At 73.3% G+C, this 25,091-nt stretch carries 23 protein-coding genes and 1 pseudogene; 17 read left to right on the top strand and 7 right to left on the bottom strand.

The features are described 5' to 3' along the window. The 3 genes from secF (at position 1) to AB0F68_RS04220 (ending at position 4,543) form a co-directional block, all read left to right on the top strand. On the top strand, positions 1–1,194 hold the full coding sequence (gene secF, locus AB0F68_RS04230; protein ID WP_357332917.1) for a protein translocase subunit SecF: 1,194 nt from the start codon (positions 1–3) through the stop codon (positions 1,192–1,194). Positions 1,195–1,290: 96 nt separating this feature from the next. Next, on the top strand, positions 1,291–1,857 hold the full coding sequence (locus tag AB0F68_RS04225; RefSeq protein ID WP_357332916.1) for an adenine phosphoribosyltransferase: 567 nt from the start codon (positions 1,291–1,293) through the stop codon (positions 1,855–1,857). Positions 1,858–2,110: 253 nt separating this feature from the next. After that, positions 2,111–4,543: a bifunctional (p)ppGpp synthetase/guanosine-3',5'-bis(diphosphate) 3'-pyrophosphohydrolase gene (locus tag AB0F68_RS04220; protein ID WP_357333322.1), complete on the top strand. Its 2,433-nt coding sequence runs from the start codon at positions 2,111–2,113 to the stop codon at positions 4,541–4,543. Positions 4,544–4,606: 63 nt separating this feature from the next. Here the strand turns inward: AB0F68_RS04220 and AB0F68_RS04215 are convergent, their stop codons facing one another. After that, on the bottom strand, positions 4,607–5,443 hold the full coding sequence (locus AB0F68_RS04215) for a peptidylprolyl isomerase (protein ID WP_357332915.1): 837 nt from the start codon (positions 5,441–5,443) through the stop codon (positions 4,607–4,609). Positions 5,444–5,507: 64 nt separating this feature from the next. Next, positions 5,508–6,377, bottom strand: coding sequence for a peptidylprolyl isomerase (locus AB0F68_RS04210; RefSeq protein WP_357332914.1), 870 nt, complete (start codon positions 6,375–6,377; stop codon positions 5,508–5,510). Between the two features lie 259 nt (positions 6,378–6,636). Between AB0F68_RS04210 and AB0F68_RS04205 the strand changes: the two genes are divergently transcribed. Genes AB0F68_RS04205 through AB0F68_RS04195 form a run of 3 tightly spaced genes read left to right on the top strand, consistent with a single transcriptional unit; the run spans position 6,637 to position 9,739 of the window. After that, complete coding sequence (locus AB0F68_RS04205; RefSeq protein WP_357332913.1) at positions 6,637–7,356, top strand: MBL fold metallo-hydrolase; 720 nt, start codon at positions 6,637–6,639, stop codon at positions 7,354–7,356. A 55-nt stretch (positions 7,357–7,411) separates the two neighbouring features. Continuing rightward, the gene (gene hisS, locus AB0F68_RS04200) at positions 7,412–8,752 is read left to right on the top strand and encodes a histidine--tRNA ligase (RefSeq protein ID WP_357332912.1); all 1,341 of its coding nucleotides are present in this window, start codon (positions 7,412–7,414) and stop codon (positions 8,750–8,752) included. Between the two features lie 51 nt (positions 8,753–8,803). Next, positions 8,804–9,739 carry an acyl-ACP desaturase gene (locus tag AB0F68_RS04195; protein ID WP_357332911.1) on the top strand — a complete coding sequence of 312 codons (936 nt, stop codon included), beginning with the start codon at positions 8,804–8,806 and terminating at the stop codon, positions 9,737–9,739. A gap of 134 nt (positions 9,740–9,873) precedes the next feature. Here the strand turns inward: AB0F68_RS04195 and AB0F68_RS04190 are convergent, their stop codons facing one another. Further along, positions 9,874–10,383 (bottom strand): PaaI family thioesterase, encoded by a 510-nt coding sequence (locus tag AB0F68_RS04190; RefSeq protein ID WP_357332910.1) that lies wholly within the window; start codon positions 10,381–10,383, stop codon positions 9,874–9,876. A 54-nt stretch (positions 10,384–10,437) separates the two neighbouring features. Here AB0F68_RS04190 and AB0F68_RS04185 point away from each other — a divergent pair, with 54 nt between their 5' ends. From AB0F68_RS04185 to AB0F68_RS04175, 3 genes are all read left to right on the top strand, one after another. Next, complete coding sequence (locus tag AB0F68_RS04185) at positions 10,438–10,911, top strand: helix-turn-helix domain-containing protein (protein WP_357332909.1); 474 nt, start codon at positions 10,438–10,440, stop codon at positions 10,909–10,911. A gap of 210 nt (positions 10,912–11,121) precedes the next feature. Beyond that, positions 11,122–12,171 (top strand): S1 family peptidase, encoded by a 1,050-nt coding sequence (locus AB0F68_RS04180; protein WP_357332908.1) that lies wholly within the window; start codon positions 11,122–11,124, stop codon positions 12,169–12,171. Between the two features lie 98 nt (positions 12,172–12,269). Beyond that, a complete protein-coding gene (locus AB0F68_RS04175) occupies positions 12,270–13,874 on the top strand; it encodes an MFS transporter (protein ID WP_357332907.1) in 1,605 nt (534 codons plus the stop codon). On the opposite strand, the gene AB0F68_RS04170 is transcribed toward AB0F68_RS04175, so the two are convergent. Further along, complete coding sequence (locus AB0F68_RS04170; RefSeq protein WP_357332906.1) at positions 13,843–14,556, bottom strand: DUF998 domain-containing protein; 714 nt, start codon at positions 14,554–14,556, stop codon at positions 13,843–13,845. The two genes, AB0F68_RS04175 and AB0F68_RS04170, sit on opposite strands and share 32 nt — an antisense overlap. A gap of 145 nt (positions 14,557–14,701) precedes the next feature. Here AB0F68_RS04170 and aspS point away from each other — a divergent pair, with 145 nt between their 5' ends. Further along, the gene (gene aspS / locus AB0F68_RS04165; RefSeq protein ID WP_357332905.1) at positions 14,702–16,507 is read left to right on the top strand and encodes an aspartate--tRNA ligase; all 1,806 of its coding nucleotides are present in this window, start codon (positions 14,702–14,704) and stop codon (positions 16,505–16,507) included. Positions 16,508–16,663: 156 nt separating this feature from the next. On the opposite strand, the gene AB0F68_RS04160 is transcribed toward aspS, so the two are convergent. Together AB0F68_RS04160 and AB0F68_RS04155 are read right to left on the bottom strand one after the other, a co-directional pair. Continuing rightward, entirely contained in the window at positions 16,664–16,837 is a 174-nt protein-coding gene (locus AB0F68_RS04160; protein WP_357332904.1) for a hypothetical protein, read from the bottom strand. Positions 16,838–17,095: 258 nt separating this feature from the next. After that, positions 17,096–18,331 (bottom strand): low temperature requirement protein A, encoded by a 1,236-nt coding sequence (locus tag AB0F68_RS04155; protein ID WP_357332903.1) that lies wholly within the window; start codon positions 18,329–18,331, stop codon positions 17,096–17,098. A gap of 154 nt (positions 18,332–18,485) precedes the next feature. Between AB0F68_RS04155 and AB0F68_RS04150 the strand changes: the two genes are divergently transcribed. The 3 genes from AB0F68_RS04150 to AB0F68_RS04140 all read left to right on the top strand — a co-directional run bounded on the left by AB0F68_RS04150 (position 18,486) and on the right by AB0F68_RS04140 (position 21,321). Next, on the top strand, positions 18,486–19,295 hold the full coding sequence (locus AB0F68_RS04150) for a sugar nucleotide-binding protein (protein WP_357332902.1): 810 nt from the start codon (positions 18,486–18,488) through the stop codon (positions 19,293–19,295). Positions 19,296–19,363: 68 nt separating this feature from the next. Continuing rightward, the gene (locus AB0F68_RS04145) at positions 19,364–19,957 is read left to right on the top strand and encodes a helix-turn-helix domain-containing protein (protein ID WP_357332901.1); all 594 of its coding nucleotides are present in this window, start codon (positions 19,364–19,366) and stop codon (positions 19,955–19,957) included. Next, positions 19,954–21,321, top strand: coding sequence for an MFS transporter (locus AB0F68_RS04140; RefSeq protein ID WP_357332900.1), 1,368 nt, complete (start codon positions 19,954–19,956; stop codon positions 21,319–21,321). The genes AB0F68_RS04145 and AB0F68_RS04140 overlap by 4 nt, the downstream gene beginning before the upstream one ends. A gap of 142 nt (positions 21,322–21,463) precedes the next feature. On the opposite strand, the gene AB0F68_RS04135 is transcribed toward AB0F68_RS04140, so the two are convergent. Continuing rightward, on the bottom strand, positions 21,464–22,204 hold the full coding sequence (locus tag AB0F68_RS04135) for a GNAT family N-acetyltransferase (protein ID WP_357332899.1): 741 nt from the start codon (positions 22,202–22,204) through the stop codon (positions 21,464–21,466). Positions 22,205–22,230: 26 nt separating this feature from the next. Between AB0F68_RS04135 and AB0F68_RS04130 the strand changes: the two genes are divergently transcribed. From AB0F68_RS04130 to AB0F68_RS04115, 4 genes and pseudogenes are all read left to right on the top strand, one after another. Next, the gene (locus AB0F68_RS04130) at positions 22,231–22,836 is read left to right on the top strand and encodes a GNAT family protein (RefSeq protein WP_357332898.1); all 606 of its coding nucleotides are present in this window, start codon (positions 22,231–22,233) and stop codon (positions 22,834–22,836) included. 98 nt (positions 22,837–22,934) lie between these two features. Continuing rightward, positions 22,935–23,147 carry a hypothetical protein gene (locus AB0F68_RS04125; RefSeq protein WP_107079061.1) on the top strand — a complete coding sequence of 71 codons (213 nt, stop codon included), beginning with the start codon at positions 22,935–22,937 and terminating at the stop codon, positions 23,145–23,147. Positions 23,148–23,221: 74 nt separating this feature from the next. Then, on the top strand, positions 23,222–24,712 hold the full coding sequence (locus AB0F68_RS04120; RefSeq protein ID WP_357332897.1) for a replication-associated recombination protein A: 1,491 nt from the start codon (positions 23,222–23,224) through the stop codon (positions 24,710–24,712). Next, positions 24,712–25,091, top strand: a pseudogene (locus tag AB0F68_RS04115) (hypothetical protein); the annotation flags it as partial. The gene AB0F68_RS04120 and the pseudogene AB0F68_RS04115, both read left to right, overlap by 1 nt.

Below are 25,091 nucleotides of genomic sequence, written 5' to 3'. Positions count from 1 at the left end.
ATGGCTAAGACTGGTCTGGCGTCCCGGCTCTACCGGGGCGAGGCCGATCTCAACATCGTCGGCCGGCGCAAGCTGTGGTTCACCGTCGCCGGTGTGCTGGTGCTGATCGCCGTCCTCAGCTTCGCGGTCCGGGGCTTCAGCCTCGGCATCGAGTTCGCCGGCGGCAACTCGTTCCAGGTGCCGGCCAGCGTCGGCACCCTGGAGCAGGCCGAGGCGAAGGTCGACGCGGCGCTGGCGACCAAGGGCGGCGGCGCCGAGGTGGTCACCGCGCAGAAGGTCGGCAGCACCAGCGGCGAGTACTACGAGTTGCGCACCGGGCAGCTCACCGCGGAGCAGGCCAACGCGGTCAAGACCGAGATGGCGCAGTCGTTCGGCATCCAGGCCGACCAGATCAGCGGCAGCCAGGTCTCCGAGGCGTGGGGCAGCCAGGTCACCTCCCGGGCCCTGCTCGGTCTGCTGATCTTCGTCGCGGTGGTGGCGATCTACCTGATCCTCCGCTTCGAGTGGCGGATGGCGGCCGCCGCGATCGCGTCGCTCTTCACGAACCTGGTGCTCACCGCCGGCATCTACTCGCTGGTCGGCTTCGAGGTCACCCCGTCGACGATCATCGGCTTCCTCACCATCCTGGGCTTCGCGCTCTACGACGTGGTGGTGGTCTTCGACAAGGTCCAGGAGAACACCCGGGGCATCACCGCCAACAACAACCTGACCTACGGCGACGCGGCCAACCTGGCGCTGAACCAGAGCCTCATGCGGTCGCTGAACACCTCGGTGGTCGCCCTGCTCCCGGTCGGCGGTCTGCTCTTCATCGGTGCCGGCCTGCTGGGCGCGGGCACCCTGAAGGACCTGGGTCTGGTGCTCTTCGTCGGTATGGCGGTGGCGTTCCTGACCTCGATCCTGCTGGCCACCCCGCTGCTGGTGCTGCTGAAGAACCAGGACCCGCGGATCAGCGCGCACAACAAGCGGGTGCTGGCCCGCCGTGGCGCCATCGCCCGCGGCGAGGTCGCCCCGAAGGGCGCTCCGCGGGCCGCGACGGCCACCGCCGAGGAGACCATCGACCCCGAGGCGGCCGCCCTGGCCGGCGCCGCCCCGAAGGTCGGCGCCCGGCCAGCCGGCAAGCGTCCCACCGGCGCCCGGGGCGGGCGCCCCGCCGGCGGCGGGGGCAACCGGCCCGGTGGCGCGAAGCGCCGCTGACCGCACACCCGGTAGGAATCGACCGGACGGCGTCCGCCATGCTGTGAAAGCGGCATGACGGACGCCGCCGTCGTTCGAGAGGACATGGGACGTACCGTGACGGAGACCCACACCACCGGGGTACGGGGAGACAGCGGCCCGGAGGTCGCCCAGCTGGTCGCCAGCCGGGTGCTGGACGTGCCGGACTTCCCGAAGCCCGGGGTCATGTTCAAGGACCTGATGCCGCTCTTCGCCGACGGCACGGCCTTCCGTGAGGTGATCGACGGGATCATCGCGTACCACGGGCCGGACTCGTTCGACGCCGTGGTCGGCATCGAGGCGCGCGGGTTCGTGCTGGCCGCGGCCGTCGCGTACGCCACCGGGGTGGGCGTGGTGCCGGTGCGCAAGGCCGGCAAGCTGCCCCGGGCCACCCACTCGGCCTCCTACGCGCTGGAATACGGCGAGGCGACCCTGGAGGTGCACCAGGACGCGTTCACCGCCGGGCGCCGGGTCCTGGTCCTGGACGACGTGCTCGCCACCGGCGGCACCGCCGAGGCCACCCTCGACCTGGTGGAGCGGGCCGGCGGCACGGTGGCCGGCTTCACGGTCCTGATGGAGTTGGGCTTCCTCAAGGGGCGGGAGCGGCTCGCCCCGCGTCCGGTCCATGCCCTGCTGACCGTTTGACCCACCGGCCCGTCGGGCCGACCCGGCGCGGTCCGTCCGGCGGAGCGGCGGCGTACCCTGCGTACGGGTAGCATTGCCCTTTGCTTGACCGGGCGGGTGACCGCCCGGCGGTGCGGGGCAGCCGGGGCCACGAGCCCCCGGTGACCGCGGAACAACTCCGGCCCCTCGGCCGGTTGGACAGGACGTCGGCCGGACGGCCGGCGCATCCCGGCGAGCGGTGAGGAGGCCGGTGTCCCACGATGTCGTCCCTCCGGTGGAGGGCACGGTGCACCCGACAGGTGACGCGGACGGCTCGGTGACCGAGCGGACCGGCAACCCGCCGGCGCCGCTGACCGGACCCGACGGGAAGGCCGACGGTGGGGCGGTCGTGGTGCCGTTCCCGACCGACGGCGCTGCGGACCCCTCGTCCGGCGGCGGCTTCGCCCTTTCCAACGCGCCGACCGGCCGCAGGGTGCGCGCCCGGCTGGCCCGGTTCAACGCGCCCTGGCAGACCTCGCAGGTCAGCGAGGTGCTGGAGCCGCTGATCGCCACCCACCGCGAGAACCACCCCAAGGCCGACGCCCGGCTGCTCCAGCGCGCCTTCGACACGGCCGCCCGCTGGCACTCGGGTCAGTACCGCAAGTCCGGCGACCCCTACATCACCCACCCGCTCGCGGTGGCGACCATCCTGGCCAACCTGGGCATGGACACCACCACGCTGGTCGCGGCGCTGCTGCACGACACGATCGAGGACACCGAGTACACCCTCGACCAGATGCGCGCCGACTTCGGCGGCGAGGTGGCCCTGCTGGTCGACGGCGTCACCAAGCTCGACAAGGTCAAGCTGGGCGACGCGGCCAAGGCGGAGACGATCCGCAAGATGGTCGTGGCCATGGCCAAGGACCCGCGGGTGCTGGTGATCAAGCTGGCCGACCGGCTGCACAACATGCGTACCCTGACCTTCCTGCCCCGCCCCAAGCAGGAGCAGAAGGCCAAGGAGACGCTGGAGATCCTCGCCCCGCTGGCCCACCGCCTCGGTATGAACACGATCAAGTGGGAGCTGGAGGACCTCGCCTTCGGTACCCTGTTCCCGAAGCGGTTCGAGGAGATCAACCGCCTGATCGGCGAGCACCAGCCGCAGCGCGAGGCGCTGCTGCGCCAGGTGACCCAAAAGGTCTCCACGGACCTCAAGGCCGCCAAGATCAAGGCGGAGACCACCGGCCGGCCGAAGCACCTCTACTCGATCTACCAGAAGATGATCGTGCGGGGGCGCGACTTCAACGACATCTACGACCTGGTCGGGGTGCGGATCCTGGTCGACACGGTGCGGGACTGCTACGCGGCGCTGGGCGTCATCCACGCCAACTGGCAGCCGGTGCCGGGCCGGTTCAAGGACTACATCGCCATGCCCAAGTTCAACATGTACCAGTCGTTGCACACGACGGTCATCGGGCCCACCGGCAAGCCGGTGGAGATGCAGATCCGCACCTACGCGATGCACCGCACCGCCGAGTTCGGCATCGCCGCGCACTGGAAGTACAAGGAGCACAAGGGCACCCTGGTGGTCGGGCCGCCGGCGCACATCGACGAGATGACCTGGCTGCGCCAACTGCTGGACTGGCAGCGGGAGGCGGCCGACCCGAGCGAGTTCCTCGACGCGCTCCGGTTCGACCTGTCCAGCCAGGAGGTGTACGTCTTCACCCCGAAGGGTGACGTCATCCCGCTGCCGACCGGGTCGACGCCGGTGGACTTCGCGTACGCGGTGCACACCGAGGTCGGGCACAAGTGCATCGGGGCCCGGGTCAACGGCAAGCTGGTGCCGCTGGAGTCGACGCTCTCCAACGGCGACGTGATCGAGATCTTCACCTCGAAGTCCGACACGGCCGGCCCGACGCAGGACTGGCTCGGCTTCGTCAAGAGCCCGCGCGCCCGCACCAAGATCCGCCAGTACTTCAACAAGGAGCGGCGCGAGGAGGCGATCGAGGCCGGCAAGGACTCGATCGTCAAGGCGATGCGCAAGCAGGGCATGCCGCTGCAGCGGATGCTCACCTCCGACGCGCTGATGGCGATCGCCCGGGACCTGCACCTGGCCGACGTGGCCTCGCTCTACGCGGCGGTCGGCGACAGCCAGGTCTCCGCCCAGTCGGTGGTGCAGAAGCTGATGGCCGCGTACGGCGGCGAGGAGGGCGCGGCGGAGGACATCGCCGAGACCGCCGTCGCCACCCGGCCGCCGCGCAGCCGGCAGAGCAGCAGCGACCCGGGCGTCGTCGTCCGGGGCGTCAGCGACGTCTGGATCAAGCTGGCGCGCTGCTGCACGCCGGTGCCGCCGGACGCCGTCTTCGGCTTCGTCACCCGGTCCGGCGGGGTGAGCGTGCACCGCGACGACTGCGCCAACGCGGAGGACCTGCGCGCGCAGAGCGAGCGGGTGGTCGAGGTGAGCTGGAAGCTCACCTCCGCCTCGACCTTCCTGGTGGCCATCCAGGTGGAGGCCCTCGATCGGCACAAGCTCCTCGCCGACGTCACCCGGGTGCTCTCCGACGAGCGGGTCAACATCCTCTCCGCGACCGTCACCACCACCCGGGACCGGGTGGCGGTGAGCCGGTTCAGCTTCGAGATGGCCGACCCGAAGCACCTGGGGCACCTGCTGGCCGCCGTCCGCAAGGTCGACGGTGTCTTCGACGCCTACCGGGTCACCTCCGGCGCCTGACCGCACGACGAGAAGCGCCCGCCGGCTCTGAGAGCCGGCGGGCGCTTTCTCGTCGTAGGGCTGTCAGCCCTGGATGTCGCTCATGCTCAGCTTGTTGATGACGATCTCCTTCTTCGGGTGACCGCCACCGGCCTGCTGGGCGAAGGCGCCGTCGTCACCGGCCGCGGCGACCTGCTTCACCAGGTCCATGCCGCCGGTGATGGTGCCCAGCACGGTGTAGTTCGGGTCGAGCTGGGAGTCGCCGTACACGATGAAGAACTGGCTGCCGGTGCTGCCCGGCTGGCCCGAGTTGGCCATCGCGATGACGCCCTCCGGGTAGGCCGGCCGCTTGTCGGTGGGCAGGTTCTCCTCGGCCAGGTTGTAGCTCGGGCCGCCGGTGCCGTCGGTGTCCCGCCAGCCCTTGCCGGTGGCGCTCGGGTCGCCGCACTGGAGCACCTGGATGCCCTGGGTGACGAGCCGGTGGCACTTGGTGTTGTCGAAGAAGCCCTTGCTGGCCAGCTGGGTGAAGCTGCCGGCGGTGCAGGGCACCAGGCTCCGGTCGATCTTGGCGGTGATCGGGCCCAGGTTGGTGTCGATCGTCATCGTCTGGGTGCCCTTGTTGACCTGCTGGGCCGGGGGCAGCCCGACGTCCTTGATCTGCTTCGGCCGCCCCTCCTTGGGGACCTCGGTGAACGCGCACTGCACGTTGCCCGCGGTGGCGGCGGTGTTCTGCTTCTTGTCGTCACCCCCGAGCGAGGTGGCGAGCCAGACGGTGCCCGCCACCACGAGCACCAGGACGGCCGCGGCGCCGACGATGGCCTGGGTCTGCCGGCGCTTGCGGGCCTTGGCGGCGCGCTCGGCCATCTCCCGCTCGAGGCGGGCCCGCGCCGCCGCGCGCTGCCGCTCTCTCGTGGACGTCACGGTCACTCCTCACATGCTTCTCGGGTACGGCGTTGCTCGCCGCTGCTCAGGATGGGCGGCCGGATCAGCCGGCGCTGGGGCTCGCCGCCGGCGCGCTCGTGGCGGCCGGCGCGGCGTTAGGCTCGCCGACGGTGAGGCTCTGGATCACCACGTCCGTCTTCGGCTTGACCTTGGCCCCACTCCCATTGTCCACGGTCGGCAGGGCACCGATCTTCTCCACCACGTCGAGGCCGCCGGTGACCTTGCCGACGACCGTGTACGCCGGCTTGGCCGGGTTGAAGTCCTTGAAGAAGATCAGGAACTGGCTGCCGTTGCTGCCCGGCGGGTTGCCGATCATGGCGACCGTGCCCTTCGGGTACGCCGGGGGCTGCGCCGGCGCGGGCGAGGCGGACGGGCTGGCCTCCGGCGCGGTGGGGACGTTCTCGTCGTAGAACGAGTAGGTCGGGCCGCCGATGCCGCTGCCGCTCGGGTCGCCGCAGCGCAGCGCCCCCTCGGTGGTGATCTCGTGGCACTTGGTGTTGTCGTAGAACGACTTGCCGGCCAGGAACGAGATGCTGGCCGCGCCGCACGGGGCGGCGGCCAGGTCCAGGTCGGCGGTGATCGGGCCGCCCTGGTTGGTGGTGAGCGTCATGGTCCGGGTGCCGGCGGTCGGCAGGCCGGTGGTGGCCGGGGTGCCGACCTCCTTGAGGTTGGTGTTGGCCGTGGCGTCCTGCGGGGTCCAGAGGCAGACGTCCTCGGCCTCCTGCTTCTTCGGCTCGGAGTCGAAGGCGCCGAGCGCCCAGGCCGAACCGGCCACGATCAGCGCGAGCACCACGGCGGCGCCGACACCGGCCTGGATCTGCCGGCGGCGCTTGGCGGCCGCGGCCCGCCGGGCGAGTTGCCGGTCGAGCTTGGCCCGCGCCAGTTTGCGCTGCCGGTCCCTGCTGGAAGCCACCCGTGCTTTCCTTCCTCTACCCTGGTCCTCGCCGACGCCGGGCGCTGCCACCCGTCTGCTGCGGGGGTGCGCCACGCCACACGCCCGCCAGAGTGTACGGGTACCGGCTGGGAAAGTGGTGTACGAGGTCCGGCCTCGGTTTATCGGGCGATGTCACTGTGCCGGGTGGGGCGACCGGGGCCGGTGGTCGGTGAAAGCCGGTGGCCCGTGCGACTAGGCTGCTGACAGGGACGACGAACCGGACGGAAGGGGAGCGGACGTGCTCGTGGCCGGCTTTCCCGCGGACGCCTTCGGCACCAACTGCTATGCGGTGGCGACCGCGCCGGGGGAGCAGTGCGTGGTGGTCGACCCCGGCATCGGGGTGCTCGACCGGCTCGACGCCGTGCTCGCCGAGCACCGCCTGCACCCGGCCGCCGTGCTGCTCACCCACGGCCACCTCGACCACACCTTCTCGGTGGCCCCGGTCTGCGGCGCGCGGGGCATCCCCGCCTACGTCCACCCGGAGGACCGGGAGCTGCTGGCCGATCCGGCCAAGGCGCTCTCGATGGACCTCACCCAGCTCTTCGGCGGGCGGCTGCCGTACGCCGAGCCGGAGGACGTGGCGGAGCTGACCGACGGCGCGACCCTGTCGCTGGCCGGGTTGGAGATCACCGTCGACCACGCCCCCGGCCATACCGGCGGGTCGGTGCTGTTCCGGATGCCCGGCGCCGGCTCGCCCTGGGAGGCCGAGCAGATCTGCCTCTCCGGTGACGTGCTCTTCGCCGGCTCGATCGGCCGCACCGACCTGCCGGGCGGCAGCATGCCCCGCATGCTGGCCAGCCTCCGGGAGAAGGTTCTCCCGCTGGCCGACGACACCGTCGTCCTGCCCGGCCACGGCCCGCAGACCACCATCGGCCGTGAGCGCGCGACCAACCCGTACCTCGTCGAGGTGTCGGGGACCGGCGGCGCGCGCCCGGCCTCGCCCGCCCGCGGCCTGTAGCCCGGCCGCGATCACGACGCCCCCGCGCGGTCGGCGCGGGATCAAGGAGTACGCCATGAGCAAGCCCACGCCCATCTCCGGCTTCCCGGAGTGGACGCCCGCCCAGCGGATGATCGAGCAGTTCGTGCTCGACCGGATCCGCGCCACCTTCGAGCTGTACGGCTTCGCGCCGCTGGAGACCCGCTCGGTCGAGCCCCTCGACCAACTGCTGCGCAAGGGGGAGACCTCGAAGGAGGTCTACGTGCTGCGCCGGCTCCAGGCCGACACCGACGGTCCGGCCGGCGACGACGCGCTCGGCCTGCACTTCGATCTGACCGTGCCGTTCGCCCGGTACGTGCTGGAGAACGCCGGCAAGCTCCAGTTCCCGTTCCGCCGCTACCAGATCCAGAAGGTGTGGCGGGGCGAGCGCCCGCAGGAGGGGCGCTACCGGGAGTTCCTCCAGGCCGACATTGACATCGTCGACCGGGACACCCTGCCGGCCCACTACGAGGCCGAGATGCCGCTGGTGATCGGCGACGCGCTGCGGTCGCTGCCCATCCCGCCGGTGCGGATCCAGGTCAACAACCGCAAGATCTGCGAGGGCTTCTACCGGGGCGTCGGGCTGACCGACCCGGAGGCGGCGCTGCGCGCGGTCGACAAGCTCGACAAGATCGGCCCGGCGCGGGTCGCCGAGCTGCTGGCGGAGACCGCCGGGGCGAGCGAGGCGCAGGCCAAGGCGTGCCTGTCCCTCGCCGAGATCTCCGCGCCGGACGCCTCGTTCGCCGACGCCGTGCGCGCCCTCGGGGTGACCGACCCGCTGCTCGACGAGGGCATCGCGGAGCTGACCGCGGTGGTGGAGACCGCCGCCGCGCACTCGCCCGGCCTCTGCGTCGCCGACCTGCGGATCGCCCGCGGCCTGGACTACTACACCGGCACGGTCTACGAGACGCAGATGATCGGCTACGAGCGGTTCGGCTCGGTCTGCTCCGGCGGCCGCTACGACAACCTGGCCAGCTCCGGCACGGTCCGCTTCCCCGGGGTGGGCATCTCGATCGGGGTGACCCGGCTGCTCGGCCTGCTCTTTGGCGCCGGCGCGCTGTCGGTCTCCCGGGACGTGCCGACCTGCGTGCTGATCGCGGTGACCGCCGAGGAGGAGCGGGCGGCCAGCAACCGGGTTGCCGAGGCGCTGCGCTCCCGGGGCATCCCGACCGAGGTGTCGCCGAGCGCGGCCAAGTTCGGCAAGCAGATCCGGTACGCCGAGCGGCGTGGCATCCCGTACGTCTGGTTCCCGGGCGCCGAGGGTGACGAGGTGAAGGACATCCGCTCGGGCGAGCAGGTGGCCGCCGCGGCGGGGGAGTGGACGCCGCCCCGGGCCGACCTGAAGCCGCTGGTCGGACCGGCGACCGCTGGCGCCTGACGACGATTGGACCTACGGTGGCGTAAGTTACGCCACCGTAGGGAGATCGTCGTGACCGTGCTCAGCCAGACCGCTCTGCTCCTCGAACTCGAACCCGTGGTCGAGAAGAACCTCGACCGGCACCTCTCGCTGGCCAAGGAGTGGTTCCCGCACGAGTACGTGCCGTGGAGCGAGGGGCGCACCTTTGACGGCCCGCTCGGCGGAGAGCCCTGGGCCGAGAACGACTCGATGATCCCCGAGGTGGCCCGGACCGCGCTGATCGTCAACCTGCTCACCGAGGACAACCTGCCCTCGTACCACCACGAGATCGCGACGCTGTTCGGGCGGGACGGCGCCTGGGGGACCTGGGTGCACCGGTGGACCGCCGAGGAGGGGCGGCATGGCACGGCGATCCGTGACTACCTCACGGTGACCCGGGCGGTCGACCCGGTGGCCCTGGAACGGGCCCGGATGACCCACATGTCGGCGGGCTACGTCAACACCCACGACGACGAGGTGCTGCACTCGCTGGCGTACGTCTCGTTCCAGGAGCTGGCCACCCGGATCTCGCACCGCAACACCGGCCGGGCGACCGGCGACCCCACCTGCGAGGCGTTGCTGGCCCGGGTGGCCGCCGACGAGAACCTGCACATGGTCTTCTACCGCAACCTGCTCGGCGCGGCCTTCGAACTGGCCCCGAACCAGGCCATGCGGGCCGTGGCCGACGTGCTGGCCGACTTCCAGATGCCGGGCGTCGGCATCGACGGCTTCGCCCGCAAGTCGGTGGCGATCGCCCTGGCCGGCATCTACGACCTGCGCCAGCACCGGGACGAGGTGGTGGTCCCGGTGCTGCGCCAGTGGAACCTGTTCGAGGCGACCGGCCTGGACGCCGACGGCGAGGCCGCCCGCGACGAGATCGCCGCCCACCTGGACGTTCTGGATACCCAGGCGTCCCGGTTCGAGGAGAAGCGCGCCGCCCGCGCCGCCCGCCTGGCCACCCCCCGCTGACGCGCCGCCCTCCCGCCCCCGCCCCCGCCCCCGCGATCTTGCACTTGCTGCCCTGGCAAAAGCCGTGATTCGGGCCCTCCGTGGACCGAACCTGCAAGATCGCGGGGGCTGGAGGGCTGGGGCTGGTGGGGGTCTCAGGCGGGTTGGTCGAGGGGGAACAGCAGGCAGCTTGACGTGGCGTGGGCGATCAGGCGGTCCCGGCCGTCGGTCAGTCGGGCCTCGGCCAGGGCAGTGCGGCGGCCACGCTGGAGCACGGTGCCCTCGCAGCGCAGGGTGCCGCTGGCGACCGTGACCGGGCGGAGGAACTTCACGTTCAGGTCCAGCGAGGTGTAGCCGACGCCGGCCGGCAGGGTGGTGTGCACGGCGCAGGCGGCGGCGGTGTCCAGCAGGGTGGAGAGGACTCCGCCGTGCACGGTGCCCAGCGGGTTGTAGTGGAACTCCTGCGGCACCAGCTCGACGACGACGCGGCCCTCGTCCGCCTCCATCCGAGCCATGTCGATCAGGTGCATGACCGGCGGTGCGGCCAGTTCCCCGGCGATCATCGCGCGCAGCAGCTCCAGGCCGCCGCGCCGGCCGATGTGGGCGGCCCCGGCGACCGGGTCGGACCAGGTGAAGGTACGGGTGCGTTCCTGCGTCTGCGTCATGGACTCAGCCTCGCGTGTGTTGCTGAGTCTGTCAATCAGACCTAGCCTGTCGGCATGAGACCCGCGGCACTGGACTGGTCGGTGGAGAACTGCACGATCGCCCGCGCCATGGAGGTCCTCGGCGAGCGGTGGACCATGGTCGTGCTGCGCGAGGTCTTCAGCGGCGTACGCCGCTTCGACGACATGCGGGTGCGCACCGGCATTCCCCGGCAGGTGCTCACCAACCGGCTGGCCATGCTGGTCGAGCAGGGGGTGCTGCGCCGGGAGCCGTACCGGGAGCCGGGCAGCCGGCTGCGGCACGAGTACCGGCTCACCGACAAGGGGCTCGACCTCTGGCCGGTGCTGGTGGCGGTGCTCGGGTGGGGCGACCGCTACCTGGCCGACCCGGACGGCTCGCCGCTCACCGTCGCCCACCGCGACTGCGGTGCCGAGGTCCGGATGGGGCTGCGCTGCGCCGAGGGGCACGAGGTGACCGACCCGCGCGACGTGGTGCCGCGCCCGGGCCCGGGCGCCCGCCGCCGCGCCTGAGCGCGCCGGCCGGCTCTGACAGCCGGTGTCGATGATGTTACGTCGCGGTTACATCGAGAGGCCGTGCGAATTCGGGCAAAGGCACGTCTTGCTCATGATCTTAAATATGTGAATACTTTGGTCACCCGGCCGGTTTCCCCAGGTCGGCCGGGTTGTCCCCGGGCGCGTCCCCCGTGACAGTGCCCGTCACCCCCATCCGGAGGTTGTTACATGCGACCCACGAGGTCAATGCTCCGCCGCGCCGCCGTCGTCGCCATGGCCGGCACCCTGGTCACTGGCTCGCTGCTCGGCGCACCCGCCCAGGCGGCCCCCGCCTCGCCCGCCTCGCCCGACGCCGCCACCGCCCTCGCCACGAAGCTCGGTGACCGCGCCGCCGGCGCGTACGCCGACAGCAGCGGCACCATGGTCGTCGCGGTGACCGACGCGGCGGCCGCCCGCCAGGTCCGCGCCGCCGGCGCCACCCCGAAGCTCGTCACGCGGGGCGCCGACAAGCTCGCGGCGGCCACCAACGAGCTGGAGCGGTCCGCCAAGATTCCCGGCACCGCCTGGTGGATCGACCCGGCCACCAACCAGGTCGTGGTCTCCGTGGACAGCACCGTCACCGGCGCCAAGCTGGACAAGGTCAAGGCGGCGGTGGCCCGCACCGGCGGCGCCACCCGGATCGTGTCCGAGCCCGGCGTGCTCAGCAAGCGCCTCTCCGGCGGCCAGGCCATCTACACCGGCGGTTACCGCTGCTCGCTGGGCTTCAACGTCCGCAGCGGCAGCACGTACTACTTCCTCACCGCCGGGCACTGCACCAACCTGGGCTCGACCTGGTACTCGAACTCCAGCCAGACCACGGTGCTGGGCAGCCGGGCCGGTACCAGCTTCCCGGGCAACGACTACGGCATCGTGCGCTACACCAACGGCAGCACGCCGCCCGGCAACGTCTACCTCTACAACGGCAGCTACCAGGACATCACCACCGCCGGCAACGCGTACGTCGGCCAGAGCGTCCGGCGCAGCGGCAGCACCACCGGCGTGCACAGCGGCAGCGTGTCGGCCACCGGCGCCACGGTGAACTACGCCGAGGGCAGCGTGTCCGGCCTGATCCGGACCAACGTCTGCGCCGAGGGCGGCGACAGCGGCGGCTCGCTCTTCGCCGGCAGCACCGCGCTCGGCCTCACCTCCGGCGGCAGCGGCAACTGCTCCTCCGGCGGCACCACCTACTTCCAGCCGGTCACCGAGCCGCTCAGCGTCTACGGCGTGAGCGTCTACTGATCGAACCGCACGCGAGCGGGCCGCCGGGGAACCGGCGGCCCGTCCCGCGTTCGTGGATCACCGGACTGACCGCCGCCGGTCGGGGTACGTTCCGCCCGGTGAGCGCCCCCGTGACCACCTCGACCGCGCAGCCGGCCTCCGCCTGGGCGCCGCTGCGGATCGCCGCGTTCCGAAGCCTCTGGCTGGCGGTGCTGGTGAGCAACGTCGGCACCTGGATGCAGACCGTCGGCGCTCAGTGGCTGCTCGTGGACCGGCCCAATGCGCCGACCCTGGTCTCGCTGGTGCAGACCGCCAGCATGCTGCCGGTGCTGCTGCTGGCCCTGCCGGCCGGCGCCCTCGCCGACACCTTCGACCGGCGGCGGCTGCTGATCGCCGTGCAGGGTTTCCTGGCCGCCGTCGGCGTGCTGCTCACCGCGCTGACCGCGGCCGGCCGGATGCCGCCGGCCCTGCTGCTCGCGCTCACCTTCGCCCTCGGCGTCGGGCAGGCGCTCACGCTGCCGGCCTGGCAGGCGGTGATCCCCGAACTGGTGCCCCGGGCGCAGCTCGTCTCCGCCTCGGCGCTCGGCTCGATCAGCGTCAACCTGGCCCGCTCGGTCGGGCCTGCCGTGGCCGGCGTGCTGGTGGCCCGGGCCGGCGTGGCGGTGGTCTTCGCGGTCAACGCCGCCTCGTTCGCGGTCTTCGCGTTGGCGCTGCTGCGCTGGCGGCCCGCGCGGCCGGAGACCGAACCGGCGCCGGAGCGGTTCAGCGCTGCGCTGCGCGCCGGCGGCCGGTACGTCCGGCACTCCCCGGTGGTGCGCCGGATCCTGCTGCGGGCCGCCCTGTTCGTGGTGCCGGGCAGCGCGCTGTGGGCCCTGCTGCCGCTGGTCGCCAGCCGCCGGCTCGGCCTGGGCGCCGGCGGGTACGGCGTGCTGCTCGGCGCGCTCGGCGTCGGCGCGGTGGCCGGCGCCCTGGTCCTGCCCCGGGTCCGTCTGGTGCTCTCCAGCAACCGGCTGCTGCTCCTCGCCGGCCTGCTCTACGCCGGGGTGCTGCTGGTGCTCGCGCTGGTGCCGGCGCCGGCCGCGGCGGTGGCCGCGCTGGTGCCCGCCGGTCTGGCCTGGATGACCGTGCTCTCCAGCGTCAACGCCGCCATGCAGCTCTTCCTCCCCGGCTGGGTACGCGCCCGCGGCCTGTCGGTCTACCAGATGGTCTTCGCCGGCGGGCAGGCGCTCGGCGCGGTCGCCTGGGGCGCTCTCGGTGAGCTCACCGGCCTGGTCGGCGCGCTCACCGCGGCCGCCGTGGTGATGGCGGTCGGCGCGCTCAGCGTGCTGCTCTGGCCGCTGCGGGAGACCCGGGGCGTGAACCGCGACCCGGCGATCTACTGGCCCGAGCCGAACCTGGCCCTGGAGCCGCACCCGCGCGGCGGCCCGGTGCTGGTCACCGTCTCCTACACCGTCCGCCCCGAGCGGCACGCCGAGTTCGTCGAGGCGATGCGGGCGGTCGGTCGGTCCCGGCGGCGGACCGGGGCGATGCGGTGGGGGCTGTTCCGGGCCGGGGAGCGGACGCACGGCTTCGTCGAGGTCTACCAGGTGCCGTCCTGGGAGGAGCACCTGCGCCAGCACGGCGGCCGGCTCACCGGGGCGGACCGGGCGGTCGAGGAGCGGGCCCGGGCGCTCGCCGAGGACGACGTGCGGGTCAACCACCTGTTCCCGGCCGACCCGGACTGACCGGCGGCCCGCCTGTCCGGGCCGGGTCCGCCACCGGCGGGTCCGGTCGCCGCGCCGACCAGCGGCGGTGTGCCCGGCGGGCGGAGTGGACGGCGGCCAGCGGCCAGAGCGCGATGGCCAGCGCGGCCACCCGCTCGGCCAGCCCGGTCCGCGACCCGCCGGTCACCTCGACGACGAACCAGCCGAAGAGGAGCAGCAGCAGCGCGGTCACGGCCAGCGCCACCGGCTGGCGGAACGCCCACGGCGGCGTGCCGGCGGGCGACGCGGCCACGTCGCGCCGGACGGCCCGGGGCAGCCGCAGCGCCGACCCGGCCGGCCAGAGCGACAGGGCGAGCACCGCGACCGTGGCCACCGTCCCGTGCGCCGGGGACCCGCCGACCTGCGGCCGGGGGAAGGCGATCAGCGCGATGGTGGCCATCCCGCCGACGGCGAGCAGGAACCGGCTGGGCAGCCCGGCCGCGTGCAGGACCAGCGCGGTGCCCAGGTAGCAGCAGCCGAGCAGCACCAGGCAGCCCGCCATCAGCCACGAGTCGGTCGCGCCCTTCCCGGCCAGTTCGCTGATGGTGTCGCGCACCGGGTCGTAGCCGGGCGGCTGCCGGGCGCCCGCCACGGTCCAGCCCGCCACCAGCAGGACGGGCGCCGCCGCGGCCGTGGCCACAGCCCAGCTCGGTACCGCACGCACCCGGCCACGGTATCCGCCCGACCGGGTCGCGGCCCGCGGTTCGCCGCTGTCCGGACCGGCCGGACCGGCGGGTGCCCGGGAGCCGGCCCGCCCGCCCTGACAGAATGCGGGAAGCAGACGTGGACCAGATGAGGAGACGCAAGCCGTGATCCGTACCCACAATGCCGGAAGCCTGCGCGCCGCGGACGCCGGCTCGACGGTGACGCTCGCCGGGTGGGTGGCCCGCCGGCGCGACCACGGCGGTGTCATCTTCGTCGACCTGCGCGACGCCTCCGGCGTCGTGCAGGTGGTCTTCCGCGAGGAGGACGCGCACGCGCTGCGCAACGAGTTCTGCGTCAAGGTGACCGGCGAGGTGATCCGCCGCCCCGAGGGCAACGAGAACCCGGACCTGCCGACCGGCGAGGTCGAGGTGACCGCGACCGCGCTGGAGGTGCTCTCCGAGGCCGCGCCGCTGCCGCTGCCGGTCGACGACCAGATCGAGGCCGGCGACGACATCCGGCTCAAGTACCGCTACCTCGACCTGCGCCGCGGCGGCCCGGCGAAGGCCATGCGGCTGCGCTCGCGGGCCAACCAGCTCGCCCGCGCGGTGCTGCACGAGCGGGACTTCCTGGAGATCGAGACCCCGACGCTGACCCGCTCCACCCCGGAGGGCGCCCGCGACTTCCTGGTCCCGGTGCGCCTCCAGCCGGGCAGCTGGTACGCGCTGCCGCAGTCGCCGCAGCTGTTCAAGCAGCTGCTCATGGTGGGCGGCATGGAGCGCTACTACCAGATCGCCCGCTGCTACCGGGACGAGGACTTCCGCGCCGACCGGCAGCCGGAGTTCACCCAGCTCGACATCGAGATGTCCTTCGTCACCGAGGACGACGTGATCGACCTCGGCGAGGCGATCGTCGCGGCGCTCTGGTCCGACCTGGCCGGCTACGAGATCCCCCGGCCGATCCCGCGGATCACCTGGCACGACGCCATGTCCCGGTACGGCTCCGACAAGCCAGACCTGCGGTACGGCGTCGAGCTGACCGAGCTGACCGACTACCTGCGCGGCACCGAGTTCCGGGTCTTCGCCGGCGCGATCGACGCGGGCGGCTACGTCGGTGCCGTGGTCATGCCGGGCGGCGCGAGCCAGACCCGCAAGGAGCTGGACGGCTGGCAGGACTGGGCCAAGGCGCGCGGCGCGCGGGGCCTGGCGTACGTGGTGCTCGACGCGGAGACCGGCGAGCCGCGGGGCCCGGTGGCCAAGAACCTGTCCGAGGCGCACCTGGCCGGCCTGGCCGACGCGGTCGGCGCAAAGCCGGGCGACGCCGTCTTCTTCGCCGCCGGCACCGACGCCCGGGAGGCGCAGGAGCTGCTCGGCGCCGCCCGGGTCGAGATCGCCAAGCGGGCCAAGCTGGTCGACGAGAGCGCCTGGGCGTTCTGCTGGGTGGTCGACGCGCCGATGTTCGAGAGGACGGACGAGGGTGGCTGGACCGCCGTGCACCACCCGTTCACCTCGCCGAACGCCGACTGGGTGGACCGGTTCGAGGAGGCGCCGGACCGGGCGCTGGCCTACGCGTACGACATCGTCTGCAACGGCAACGAGATCGGCGGCGGCTCGATCCGTATCCACCGCGGCGACGTGCAGCAGCGGGTCTTCGACCTGCTCGGCATCACCGCCGAGGAGGCGCAGGACAAGTTCGGCTTCCTGCTGGAGGCGTTCAAGTACGGCGCCCCGCCGCACGGCGGCATCGCCTTCGGCTGGGACCGGGTCTGCATGCTGCTGGCCGGCGCCGACTCGATCCGCGAGGTCATCGCCTTCCCGAAGACCCGCGGCGGCTTCGACCCGCTGACCGGCGCGCCGACGCCGATCACCGCCCAGCAGCGCGCCGAGGCCGGTATCGACGCCAAGCCGAAGGCGCCGACCGGCCCGCACGCCGGCACCGCCGGCCCGGCAGCCCCGGTGGCCGACCCGACCTGATCCGCCGCTCCTCGCCGTCGATCATGAGGTTGGCTCGGGACCGCTCCGGCGTGTCGCGCCGCCGGCCTCATGATCGACGCGTACGAGGGGTGGGTGGAATGACGCGGCGACGCGCTCAGGTGCTGCGCAGTCGAGGGGCTGTGAGCGCCCAGTAGCTCAGGATGGCCGGCGTGCGGCGTGGGTCCGGATGAGTCCCTCGACGCCGCGGAGGAAGGTCTCGGAGATCAGCGCAGGGTCGAAGAGGCAGCCGGCCGCCATGGCACCGTCGCGGAGCATGACGAAATGCCGCGCGGCGGACTCGGCCTCGCTTTCCTGGATGCTCGCCAGCAAGGTGTTGACCGTGTCGAGGAACCACTGCCGATGCCGCGAGGACGGCTTGGCGCACGGGATGGTCGGGGTCGGGATACTCCGCCACGGCGTTCAAGAAGGCGCAGCCGCGGAAGCCGGCGGACCGGATGTCCCGGGCGATCGACTCCGCAACGGCCCGGACGCGCCGCGAAGGCGAACTGACATGGAGAACACGACCTACGACGTGGTCGTCATCGCTCGGGACCGCGTCGTCGAGATGTCGCCGCTGGTGGCGTCCGGTCACGCCTCGGAGTCGCGATCGCCGGATGCCTCCCGCGCGATCGGCGAGGCGGAAGACTCCAGCGACCCTTCCCGGGTCCCCAGCGCGTCGAGTAGCGCGACCAGGGCCAGCACTCCGGCCACCACGCTCAGCCCGACCATCGGCGCCCAGCGGGCCAACGCCGGCGTGAACAGCAGCAGGGCCACCAGGCCGACCACCCGGGATCGGGATACCCGGCCGAAGATCTCGTACTCCAGCAGCGTACGGGCGACGAGGAAGAGGACCGGACCGCCTACCACGAACAGGAGCCAACTGGGCCGCGGCGGCCCGTACGGATGATCGATCACCAGCTCGTAGCCGACCGCGGTGACGAGCACGCCGAGCACGATCAGCAGATGCGTCCGTTCCGACACGGTGCCCAGCCGGCCGGGCATACCCGCCCGACCCAACGCCTCGGTCAGCAGCAGACCGGCACGGTGGAAATAGATCCGCCAGAGCAGCGCGCTGGTGGCGAACGCGACCCCGAAGGCCGCTGCCCGCACCGAGGAGTAGTGCGTGCCGCCGAAAGCCATGCTGATCACCAAGATCGTCTCACCGAGCGCGATGAGGAACATCTGCTGGTGACGGTCGGCAAGATGTGTCCCAGCGATCCGCCAGCGGTGCACCGCAGCGGCCCCGAGCCACGGCAGCGGCCAGCCCAGGGCCCACGCGAGGTAGTCGACAGCGAGGGCGGCAGCCCACAGCGGCAGACGAAGTGGTTCGGGGCCCCACGCGCCGACCAGCCAGAGCGGCGCGCTCGCCGCAGCCCACGCGGCGAGCCGGAACGGCACCAGACGTCGCGGATGGCCACGCAGCGCGGCGGCGACGACCAGCGGCCGCACCACCATCACCAGCAGGTACGCGGCCGCGAACGGCAGCGCTCGCTCCTCCATCGCGCGTGGCAGTGTCACCGCCATGACCAGGCCGGCGAGCATGGTGCCGACCACGACGGCCTGGATGATCGACCGCTCCGGTTCGTAGCGACTGGTGATCCAGGTGGTGTGTGACCAGATCAGCCAGAGCGCCAAGAAGAGCAGCAGGGTACGACCGAGCCCCGCGACGAGCGCCCAGCCGGTGTCATCGCTCAGGTCGACGAATCGTTGCGTGACCCGGGTGAGGGCCACAACGAAGGCCAGGTCGAAGAAGAGCTCCAGGAACGTGGCGCGACCCGAACTCGTGGGAGGGCGCAGCAGGTCGGCACCGCGTCCCGCCGCCATCGTCCGCCTCCGTCCACCCCTCGTCGCACCAACGAGCGAGCCGCCGGAGACGTCGCGTCAGCCTGGCCGCCCCGGTGGCCGACCCGACCTGATCCTGAGTTGACGAAAGGCCCGCGTCATGATGACGCGGGCCTTTCGACGTCTGGAGGACGGGATGAACCTGCTCGTGGTGGGAGCCAGCGGCTTTCTCGGTGCCGAGGTGTGCCGGCAGGCTGTCGCGGCCGGGCACCGGCTGGTGGGCACGTACCACTCGGCCGCCGTCGCGGTGTCGGGCGTCGCGCCGCGCCGGCTCGACGTCACCGACCGGGCCGCGGTCCGCGCGCTGCTGACCGAGGTACGCCCCGAAGCCGTCGTGGCCACCCCCTACCGGTACGACGACTGGGCGGTCACCGCGGACGGGGCGGCCCACGTCGCCCGCGCCGCCGCCGAGGTCGGGGCGCGGCTGGTGCACCTGTCCAGCGACGCGCTGCACGCCGGCCGGCCGACGCCGTACGCCGACGACGACGTGCCCACGCCGGTGCACCCGTACGGGGCGGCGAAGGCGGCCGCCGAGACCGCGGTGCGGGCCGTCGACCCGGGGGCGGTGCTGGTGCGGACCTCGCTGATCGTGGGGGAGGGGAGCAAGCAGATCCAGCTCTGCCGCGACGCCCTGGCCGGCCGGGCCGTCCTCTTCACCGACGAGGCCCGCTGCCCGGTGCACGTGACCGACCTCGCCGCGGCGGTGCTCGAACTGGTGCCCACCGACCTGGCCGGCCCGCTCAACGTGGCCGGCCCGGAAGCGGTCAGCCGCGCCGAGATGGGTCTGCTGGTGGCCCGGCACGACGGCCTCGACCCGGCCGGCCTCAAGACGGCCACCATCGCCGAAGCCGGCCTGCACCGCCCCGCCGAGGTACGCCTCGACTCCTCCCGGGCCGCCGACCTGCTGCGGACCCGGCTGCGCGGAATCACCGAGGTGCTGGCCTGACCTCTTGATGCACAGTTCTTGTGCACAACTATTGTGCATAGGAAGTGTGCACAGATATTGTGCATGGCATGGAGAACGAGACGTCGCGTCCCGAGCCGCGCGAGGTGCGGCTCGACCATCGACAGGTGCGGGTGCTGGCCCACCCGCTGCGGATGCGCCTGGTCGGCGCCCTGCGGGTGAAGGGGCCGTCGACCGCCACCGCGCTGGCCGAGATGCTCGGCACCAACACCGGGGCCACCAGCTACCACCTGCGCCAGCTCGCCGAGGTGGGGCTGGTCGTGGAGGACCCGGAGCGGGGCACCGGACGGCAGCGGTGGTGGCAGGCCGCGCACGACGTCACCAACTGGGATCCCACCGACTTCGACGACGACCCCGACGCCCGCGCGGCGATCGACTGGATCCAGGGCGATCAGGTGCGCCTCCTGGCCCACCATGCCGAGCAGTGGTTCGCCAGCCAGCACGAGTGGGCGCCGGAGTGGCGGGACGCCTTCGGCATGAGCGACATCTTCATGACCATCCCGGCCGCCCGGCTGCAGGCGATCGAGGCCGAGGTCTGGGAGCTGCTCGAGCGCCACCGGAACGAGGCCGACGCGGCCGAACCCGGCGCCGAGCAGGTGCAGATCTACCTCGCCGCCTACCCGATGCCGAAGGAGTTCCGGTGACCGCGCTCTCCGTACGCCAGGTCCGGTTCCGCTACCTCACCCTCTACGGTCTGCGCTGGCTGCCCAGCGGCCTGCTCATCCCGGTGATGATCCTGCTGATGCAGGAGCGCGGCCTGTCGCTGTCCCAGATCGGCCTGGTCGCCACCGCCCAGGGCCTGCTGGTGCTGGCGCTGGAGTTGCCCACCGGTGGCCTCGCCGACGCGCTCGGCCGCAAGCCGGTGCTGGTCACCGCCTGGGTGGTCTGCCTGGCCTCGCTGGTGCTCTTCGTCGTCGCCGACTCGTTCTGGATGTTCTTCCTGGTCTGGGCGATGCAGGGGATCTACCGGGCGCTCGACAGCGGCCCCCTGGAGTCGTGGTACGTCGACGCCACCCTGGCCGCCGACCCGGAGGCCGAGTACGAGCGCGGCCTGGGCTGGGCCGGCACCGTCATCGGCGTCGCCATCGGCGCCGGCGCGCTGCTCAGCGGCGGCCTGGTCGCCCTCGGTCCGGTCGGTCCGGTCAGCGCGCTGACCCTGCCCGTGCTGGTGGCCATCGCCCTCCAGGCGGTCTCGCTGGTGGCGCTCACCGTGCTGCTGGTCGAACACCGGCCGGCCAAGGGGACCGCCGCCCTGCGGGCCTCGGTGGCCGAGGCGCCCCGGATGGTCGGCCAGGCCGTCGGCCTGCTGCGCAGCAACCGGGTGCTGCTCGCCCTGGTCGCCGTCGAGCTGTTCTGGGGCTTCGGCATGGTCACCTTCGAGTCGCTGCTGCCGGTGCGGCTGGCCGAGGTGGTCGGCGACCCGGACCGCGCCGCCGCGCTGCTCGGCCCGGCCGGCTCGGCGGCCTGGCTGGCCAACGCCGCCGGCGCCGCGCTGACCCCGCTGATGCTGCGCCGGCTCGGCGCCGCGCCCGCCGCCGCGCTCATGCGGGTGCTCCAGGGCGTCACCGTGGTCGGGATGGGCCTGCTCGCCGGCCCGGTCGGGGTGCTCATCGCCTACCTCGCCTGCTACACCGTGCACGGCGCGTCGAACCCGCTCCACATGGGACTGCTGCACCGGCAGGTCGACGGGCCGTACCGCACCAGCGTGCTCTCGCTGAACTCGATGATGGGCCAGCCGGCCGGTGCGCTCGGCGCGGTGGTGCTGACCGCCCTGGCCGACGCGACCAGCATCACCGTCGCCATGCTGGTCGGCGCCGTGGTGCTCGCCGTGGCCGCGCCGCTCTACCTGCCGGCGTGGCGGGCCGGGCGTCGGACGCCGGCACAGGAGCCCGCCGTCAATCCCGCCGACCTGGCCGCCGGCCCGGGCCATCCCGGCCCGGCGCTCGACCCCGCCGGCCCGGTCGACCCGGCCACGGTCGTCGTCTCCGCACCCGCACGCTCGGACTGACCGCCTCGCACCCGGCCCCGGCCGACCCGCCAGGTCTTGGAGGTGGCGGGTCGGTGCGGCGGGGAGGCCGTCAGGCCGGCGGGGTGGTTGGGTCGGGCCGGTTCGGCAGTCGCAGCCCGGGGAGGTGGTCGTGGCCGGTGGATCAGCCCAGGTGGACCGAGGTGCGCGGCTCGGTCCCGGTGTAGCCGAGCCGGCGGTAGAGCCGGATCGCGCCGACGTTGGCGGTGTAGACGCCGAGCGCCACCTGGTCGTGCCGGGCGAACAGGGCGCGGGTCATGCCGGCGGTGAGCGCCGCGCCGAGCCCGCGGCCCCGGCGGTCGGGCGCCACGGTCAGCCCGGCCAGGAAGCCGACGTCGCCCCGGCTGCGGTCGGCGCCGCAGGCCACCAGGCGGTCGCCGTCGCGGATGCCGTACCAGTCGACGATGCGCGGGTCGCCCGGGCGGGAGGTCGTGCTGGGGAAGGCCTCGTCGATCAGCGCGGCCAGCGCGGGATGGTCGGCCTCGGTGAGGCGGACCACCCGCTCCTCCTCCGGCTGCTCCGGCGGTGCCGTCGTGGTCCAGAGGAAGTCCCACTCGTCGAGCCGGGCCACGGTGAGCCGGTCGGCCACCTCCTCGGCGGCGGTGCGGGGCAGGTGCAGCCACTGGCCGGGGTGCAGCGTCCCGTCCGCCACCAGGCCCGCGAAGACGTCCAACGCCGGCCCGGCCGCCCCGAGCGCGCCGCCAGCTGGCCCCTGCTCCGGCGGGAGCAGCCAGCCGACCGCGCCGTCCCGTCGCCAGCCCCGCGCCTCCCGGTCCCGCCAGAGGGCGTGCCGGGCGTACGGGTGGTGGCCGGTGGCGGCGAGCAGGGTGTCCCGTCCCAGCAGGACCTGGTCGGCAGTGATCATGCGGCCAGCCTACGAGAGGAGAATCCGTGACTCCCATCCACTTCGTACGCCCGGTGCGCCTGCCCGGCCCGCGCTGTGTGCTGCGGGAATGGGCGGACGACGACGTGCCGGCGCTGCATGCCCTGCTGACCGAGCCGCGGGTGTTCGACCGGGTGCTGGACGACCGGCCGCCCACGCGGGACGAGGTCCGCGCCGCCCTGTCCGGCTGGCGCGAGGAGGCGGCCGGCGAGCCGCGGCCGGCGTACCGGCTGGCCGCCGTCGGCGGGGCCGGCGACGACTCCGCCTCGGCGCGTCCGACGCCGCGCGTCGGCCTGGCGTCGCCGCTGCTCGGGCTGGGCACCCTGACCGTCGAGAGCGTGCCGCACCGGCGCGGCGAGATCGGTTACGTGGTGCACCCCGACCACTGGGGCCGGGGCCTCGGCACCGAGATCGCCCGGCTGCTGCTGAGCCTGGCGTTCGACCAGGTGGGGCTGCACCGGGTGGAGGCGACCACCCGGCCGGACCACGTCGCCTCGCGGCGGGTGCTGGAGAAGGCCGGCATGCGGCCGGAGGGGGTCAGCCGGGACCACCTGCTCGTCCGGGGCTCCTGGTGGGACTCGGTGCGGTACGCGATCCTCGCGACCGATCGCTGACGCCACCCACCGCGGGCGTTCCACGGTGGAGATTGACGAACAGACCGATCGGGTACATCCCCGGCGACCTACTGGGACCCCCCACCGGAGGAACGACCATGCTCGCCATTCTCGCGGCCATCGTGTTCGGCTTCGCCCTGTTGATCGATTTCCTGAACACGAACTTCGGCGCGCCCGACCTGTTCAACACCCACACCCTCATGCTCATCGGCTTCCTGCTGCTCTCCCTCTACCTGGCCGGCGTCGGGTCCGGCCCCCGGGGCGCCGGTGGCGGCCGGTGGTACCGGGGCCGGCGTCCGGGTCGCGGCTGACCGGAAACGACCATCCGGGCCGGGCCGGCGGCGCGATTCCAGCGTCGTCGGCCCGGCCCGGTACTGTTCTCGTGATGGAATCCGACGCCCTCTTCACCCTCGGCGAACCCGCCGGAGCGCCCAGCGCCCCCGCGGGTCCCGGCGGCGTCGACGGGTTCACCGCCGCCGCGGCGGATTCGCCGCTGCCGGTCCGGATGCGGCCGGCCAGCATCGACGAGCTGGTCGGTCAGGACCACCTGCTCGCCCCGGGCGCCCCGCTGCGGCAACTGGTCGAGGCCGCGGCCCCGATGTCGGTGATCCTCTGGGGGCCGCCCGGCAGCGGCAAGACCACCATCGCGCACCTGGTGGCCCGAGCCACCGACCGTCGCTTCGTCGCCATGTCCGCGCTGACCGCCGGGGTCAAGGACGTCCGCGCCGTCATCGAGGCCGCCCGCCGGCAGCGCCGCGCCGGCGGTCCGCCGACCGTGCTCTTCATCGACGAGGTGCACCGGTTCAGCAAGACCCAGCAGGATTCGCTGCTCGCCGCCGTGGAGGACCGGACGGTCACCCTGCTCGCGGCGACCACCGAGAACCCGTACTTCTCGGTCATCTCACCGCTGCTGTCCCGCTGCGTGCTGCTCACCCTCCAGCCGCTGGACGACGACGCCGTCCGCGGCCTGCTGCGCCGCGCGGTCGCCGACGAGCGCGGGCTGGGCGGCGCGCTCACCCTGGAGACCGACGCCGAGGACCACCTCGTCCGCCTCGCCGGCGGCGACGTCCGCAAGGCGCTCACCGCGCTGGAGGCGGCGGCGGCCACCGCGACCGCGCTCGGCGCCGGCCGGATCGACCTCGCCGTCGCCGAGCAGGCGGTCGACGTGGCGGCCGTCCGCTACGACCGCGACGGCGACGCCCACTACGACGTGACCAGCGCGTTCATCAAGAGCATGCGCGGCTCGGACGTGGACGCCGCGCTGCACTGGCTGGCCCGGATGCTGGTGGCCGGCGAGGACGCCCGGTTCATCGCCCGGCGCATGGTGATCTTCGCCAGTGAGGACGTCGGCATGGCCGACCCCACCGCGCTGACGGTCGCCACCGCCGCCGCGCACGCCGTGGAATACGTCGGCCTGCCCGAGGCCCAGCTCAACCTGGCCCAGGCGGTCATCCACCTGGCCACCGCACCGAAGTCCAACTCGGCCACCACCGCCATCGGCGCGGCCATGGCCGACGTGCGCGCCGGTCGCGGCGGGGCGGTGCCGCGCGGGCTGCGCGACTCCCACTACGCCGGTGCCCGGGGCCTCGGGCACGGGGCCGGCTACCGCTACCCGCACGACGACCACCGCGGGGTGGTCACCCAGCAGTACGCTCCGGACGACCTCGTCGGGACCGACTACTACCAACCCAGCGGGCACGGCGCGGAGCGGGCGGTGGCCACCCGGCTGCCGCTGCTGCGCCGGATCGTGCGCGGGCTGCCCTCGCCACCGGCGCGGGCGGAGGCCGCGGTGAACGGCGGCCGCCCGGCGGGCGCCGAACGGGTCGACGGGGCGAACGAGGGCGGCGGCGACGCCGTCGGGGAGGGTCAGCAGTGATGGCGCGTGGTCCGGAGCGGCCGGCGGACGGCCCCGACGAGCGGCGGGACCCGCGTGCCAAGGGCCGTCGGTGGGGGCGGGGCAAGGCCGACGCCGAGCCGGACGAGGCGACCGCCGGCGAGGAGTTCGGCTGGATCGACGACCTGCGGACGGCCAAGCAGCAGCGCAACGACCTCGGCCCGGACGGGTCGGCGCCCGGCGCCGTGCCGCCCGCGCGGGGCGGGTTGCCACCCGCCGCGCCGGGGCCCCGACCCGGTCCGCCCGCGGCCGAACCGCCCCGGGCCTCCCGCCCGGGCGCGGCCCCGCCCAACGGAACAGCCCACGCCGGAACACCAGACACCCACGAAACCGTCGCCGGGGGCGGCATGTTCGGTGGAGC

Source organism: Micromonospora sp. NPDC023966 (assembly GCF_040639095.1).
In the GTDB taxonomy this organism is placed as follows: domain Bacteria; phylum Actinomycetota; class Actinomycetes; order Mycobacteriales; family Micromonosporaceae; genus Micromonospora.
The sequence above is the reverse complement of the archived record's forward strand: the minus strand, read 5'-3'. Positions and strand labels throughout refer to the sequence as shown.

Coding starts and splice junctions, on each gene's coding strand:
- AB0F68_RS04145 (WP_357332901.1), top strand. CDS start 19,364: ATGGAGAACGAGACGTCGCGTCCCGAGCCGCGCGAGGTGCGGCTCGAC.
- AB0F68_RS04185 (WP_357332909.1), top strand. CDS start 10,438: ATGAGACCCGCGGCACTGGACTGGTCGGTGGAGAACTGCACGATCGCC.
- AB0F68_RS04135 (WP_357332899.1), bottom strand. CDS start 22,204: ATGATCACTGCCGACCAGGTCCTGCTGGGACGGGACACCCTGCTCGCC.
- AB0F68_RS04180 (WP_357332908.1), top strand. CDS start 11,122: ATGCGACCCACGAGGTCAATGCTCCGCCGCGCCGCCGTCGTCGCCATG.
- secF (WP_357332917.1), top strand. CDS start 1: ATGGCTAAGACTGGTCTGGCGTCCCGGCTCTACCGGGGCGAGGCCGAT.
- AB0F68_RS04150 (WP_357332902.1), top strand. CDS start 18,486: ATGAACCTGCTCGTGGTGGGAGCCAGCGGCTTTCTCGGTGCCGAGGTG.
- hisS (WP_357332912.1), top strand. CDS start 7,412: ATGAGCAAGCCCACGCCCATCTCCGGCTTCCCGGAGTGGACGCCCGCC.
- AB0F68_RS04120 (WP_357332897.1), top strand. CDS start 23,222: ATGGAATCCGACGCCCTCTTCACCCTCGGCGAACCCGCCGGAGCGCCC.
- AB0F68_RS04125 (WP_107079061.1), top strand. CDS start 22,935: ATGCTCGCCATTCTCGCGGCCATCGTGTTCGGCTTCGCCCTGTTGATC.
- AB0F68_RS04155 (WP_357332903.1), bottom strand. CDS start 18,331: ATGGCGGCGGGACGCGGTGCCGACCTGCTGCGCCCTCCCACGAGTTCG.
- AB0F68_RS04190 (WP_357332910.1), bottom strand. CDS start 10,383: ATGACGCAGACGCAGGAACGCACCCGTACCTTCACCTGGTCCGACCCG.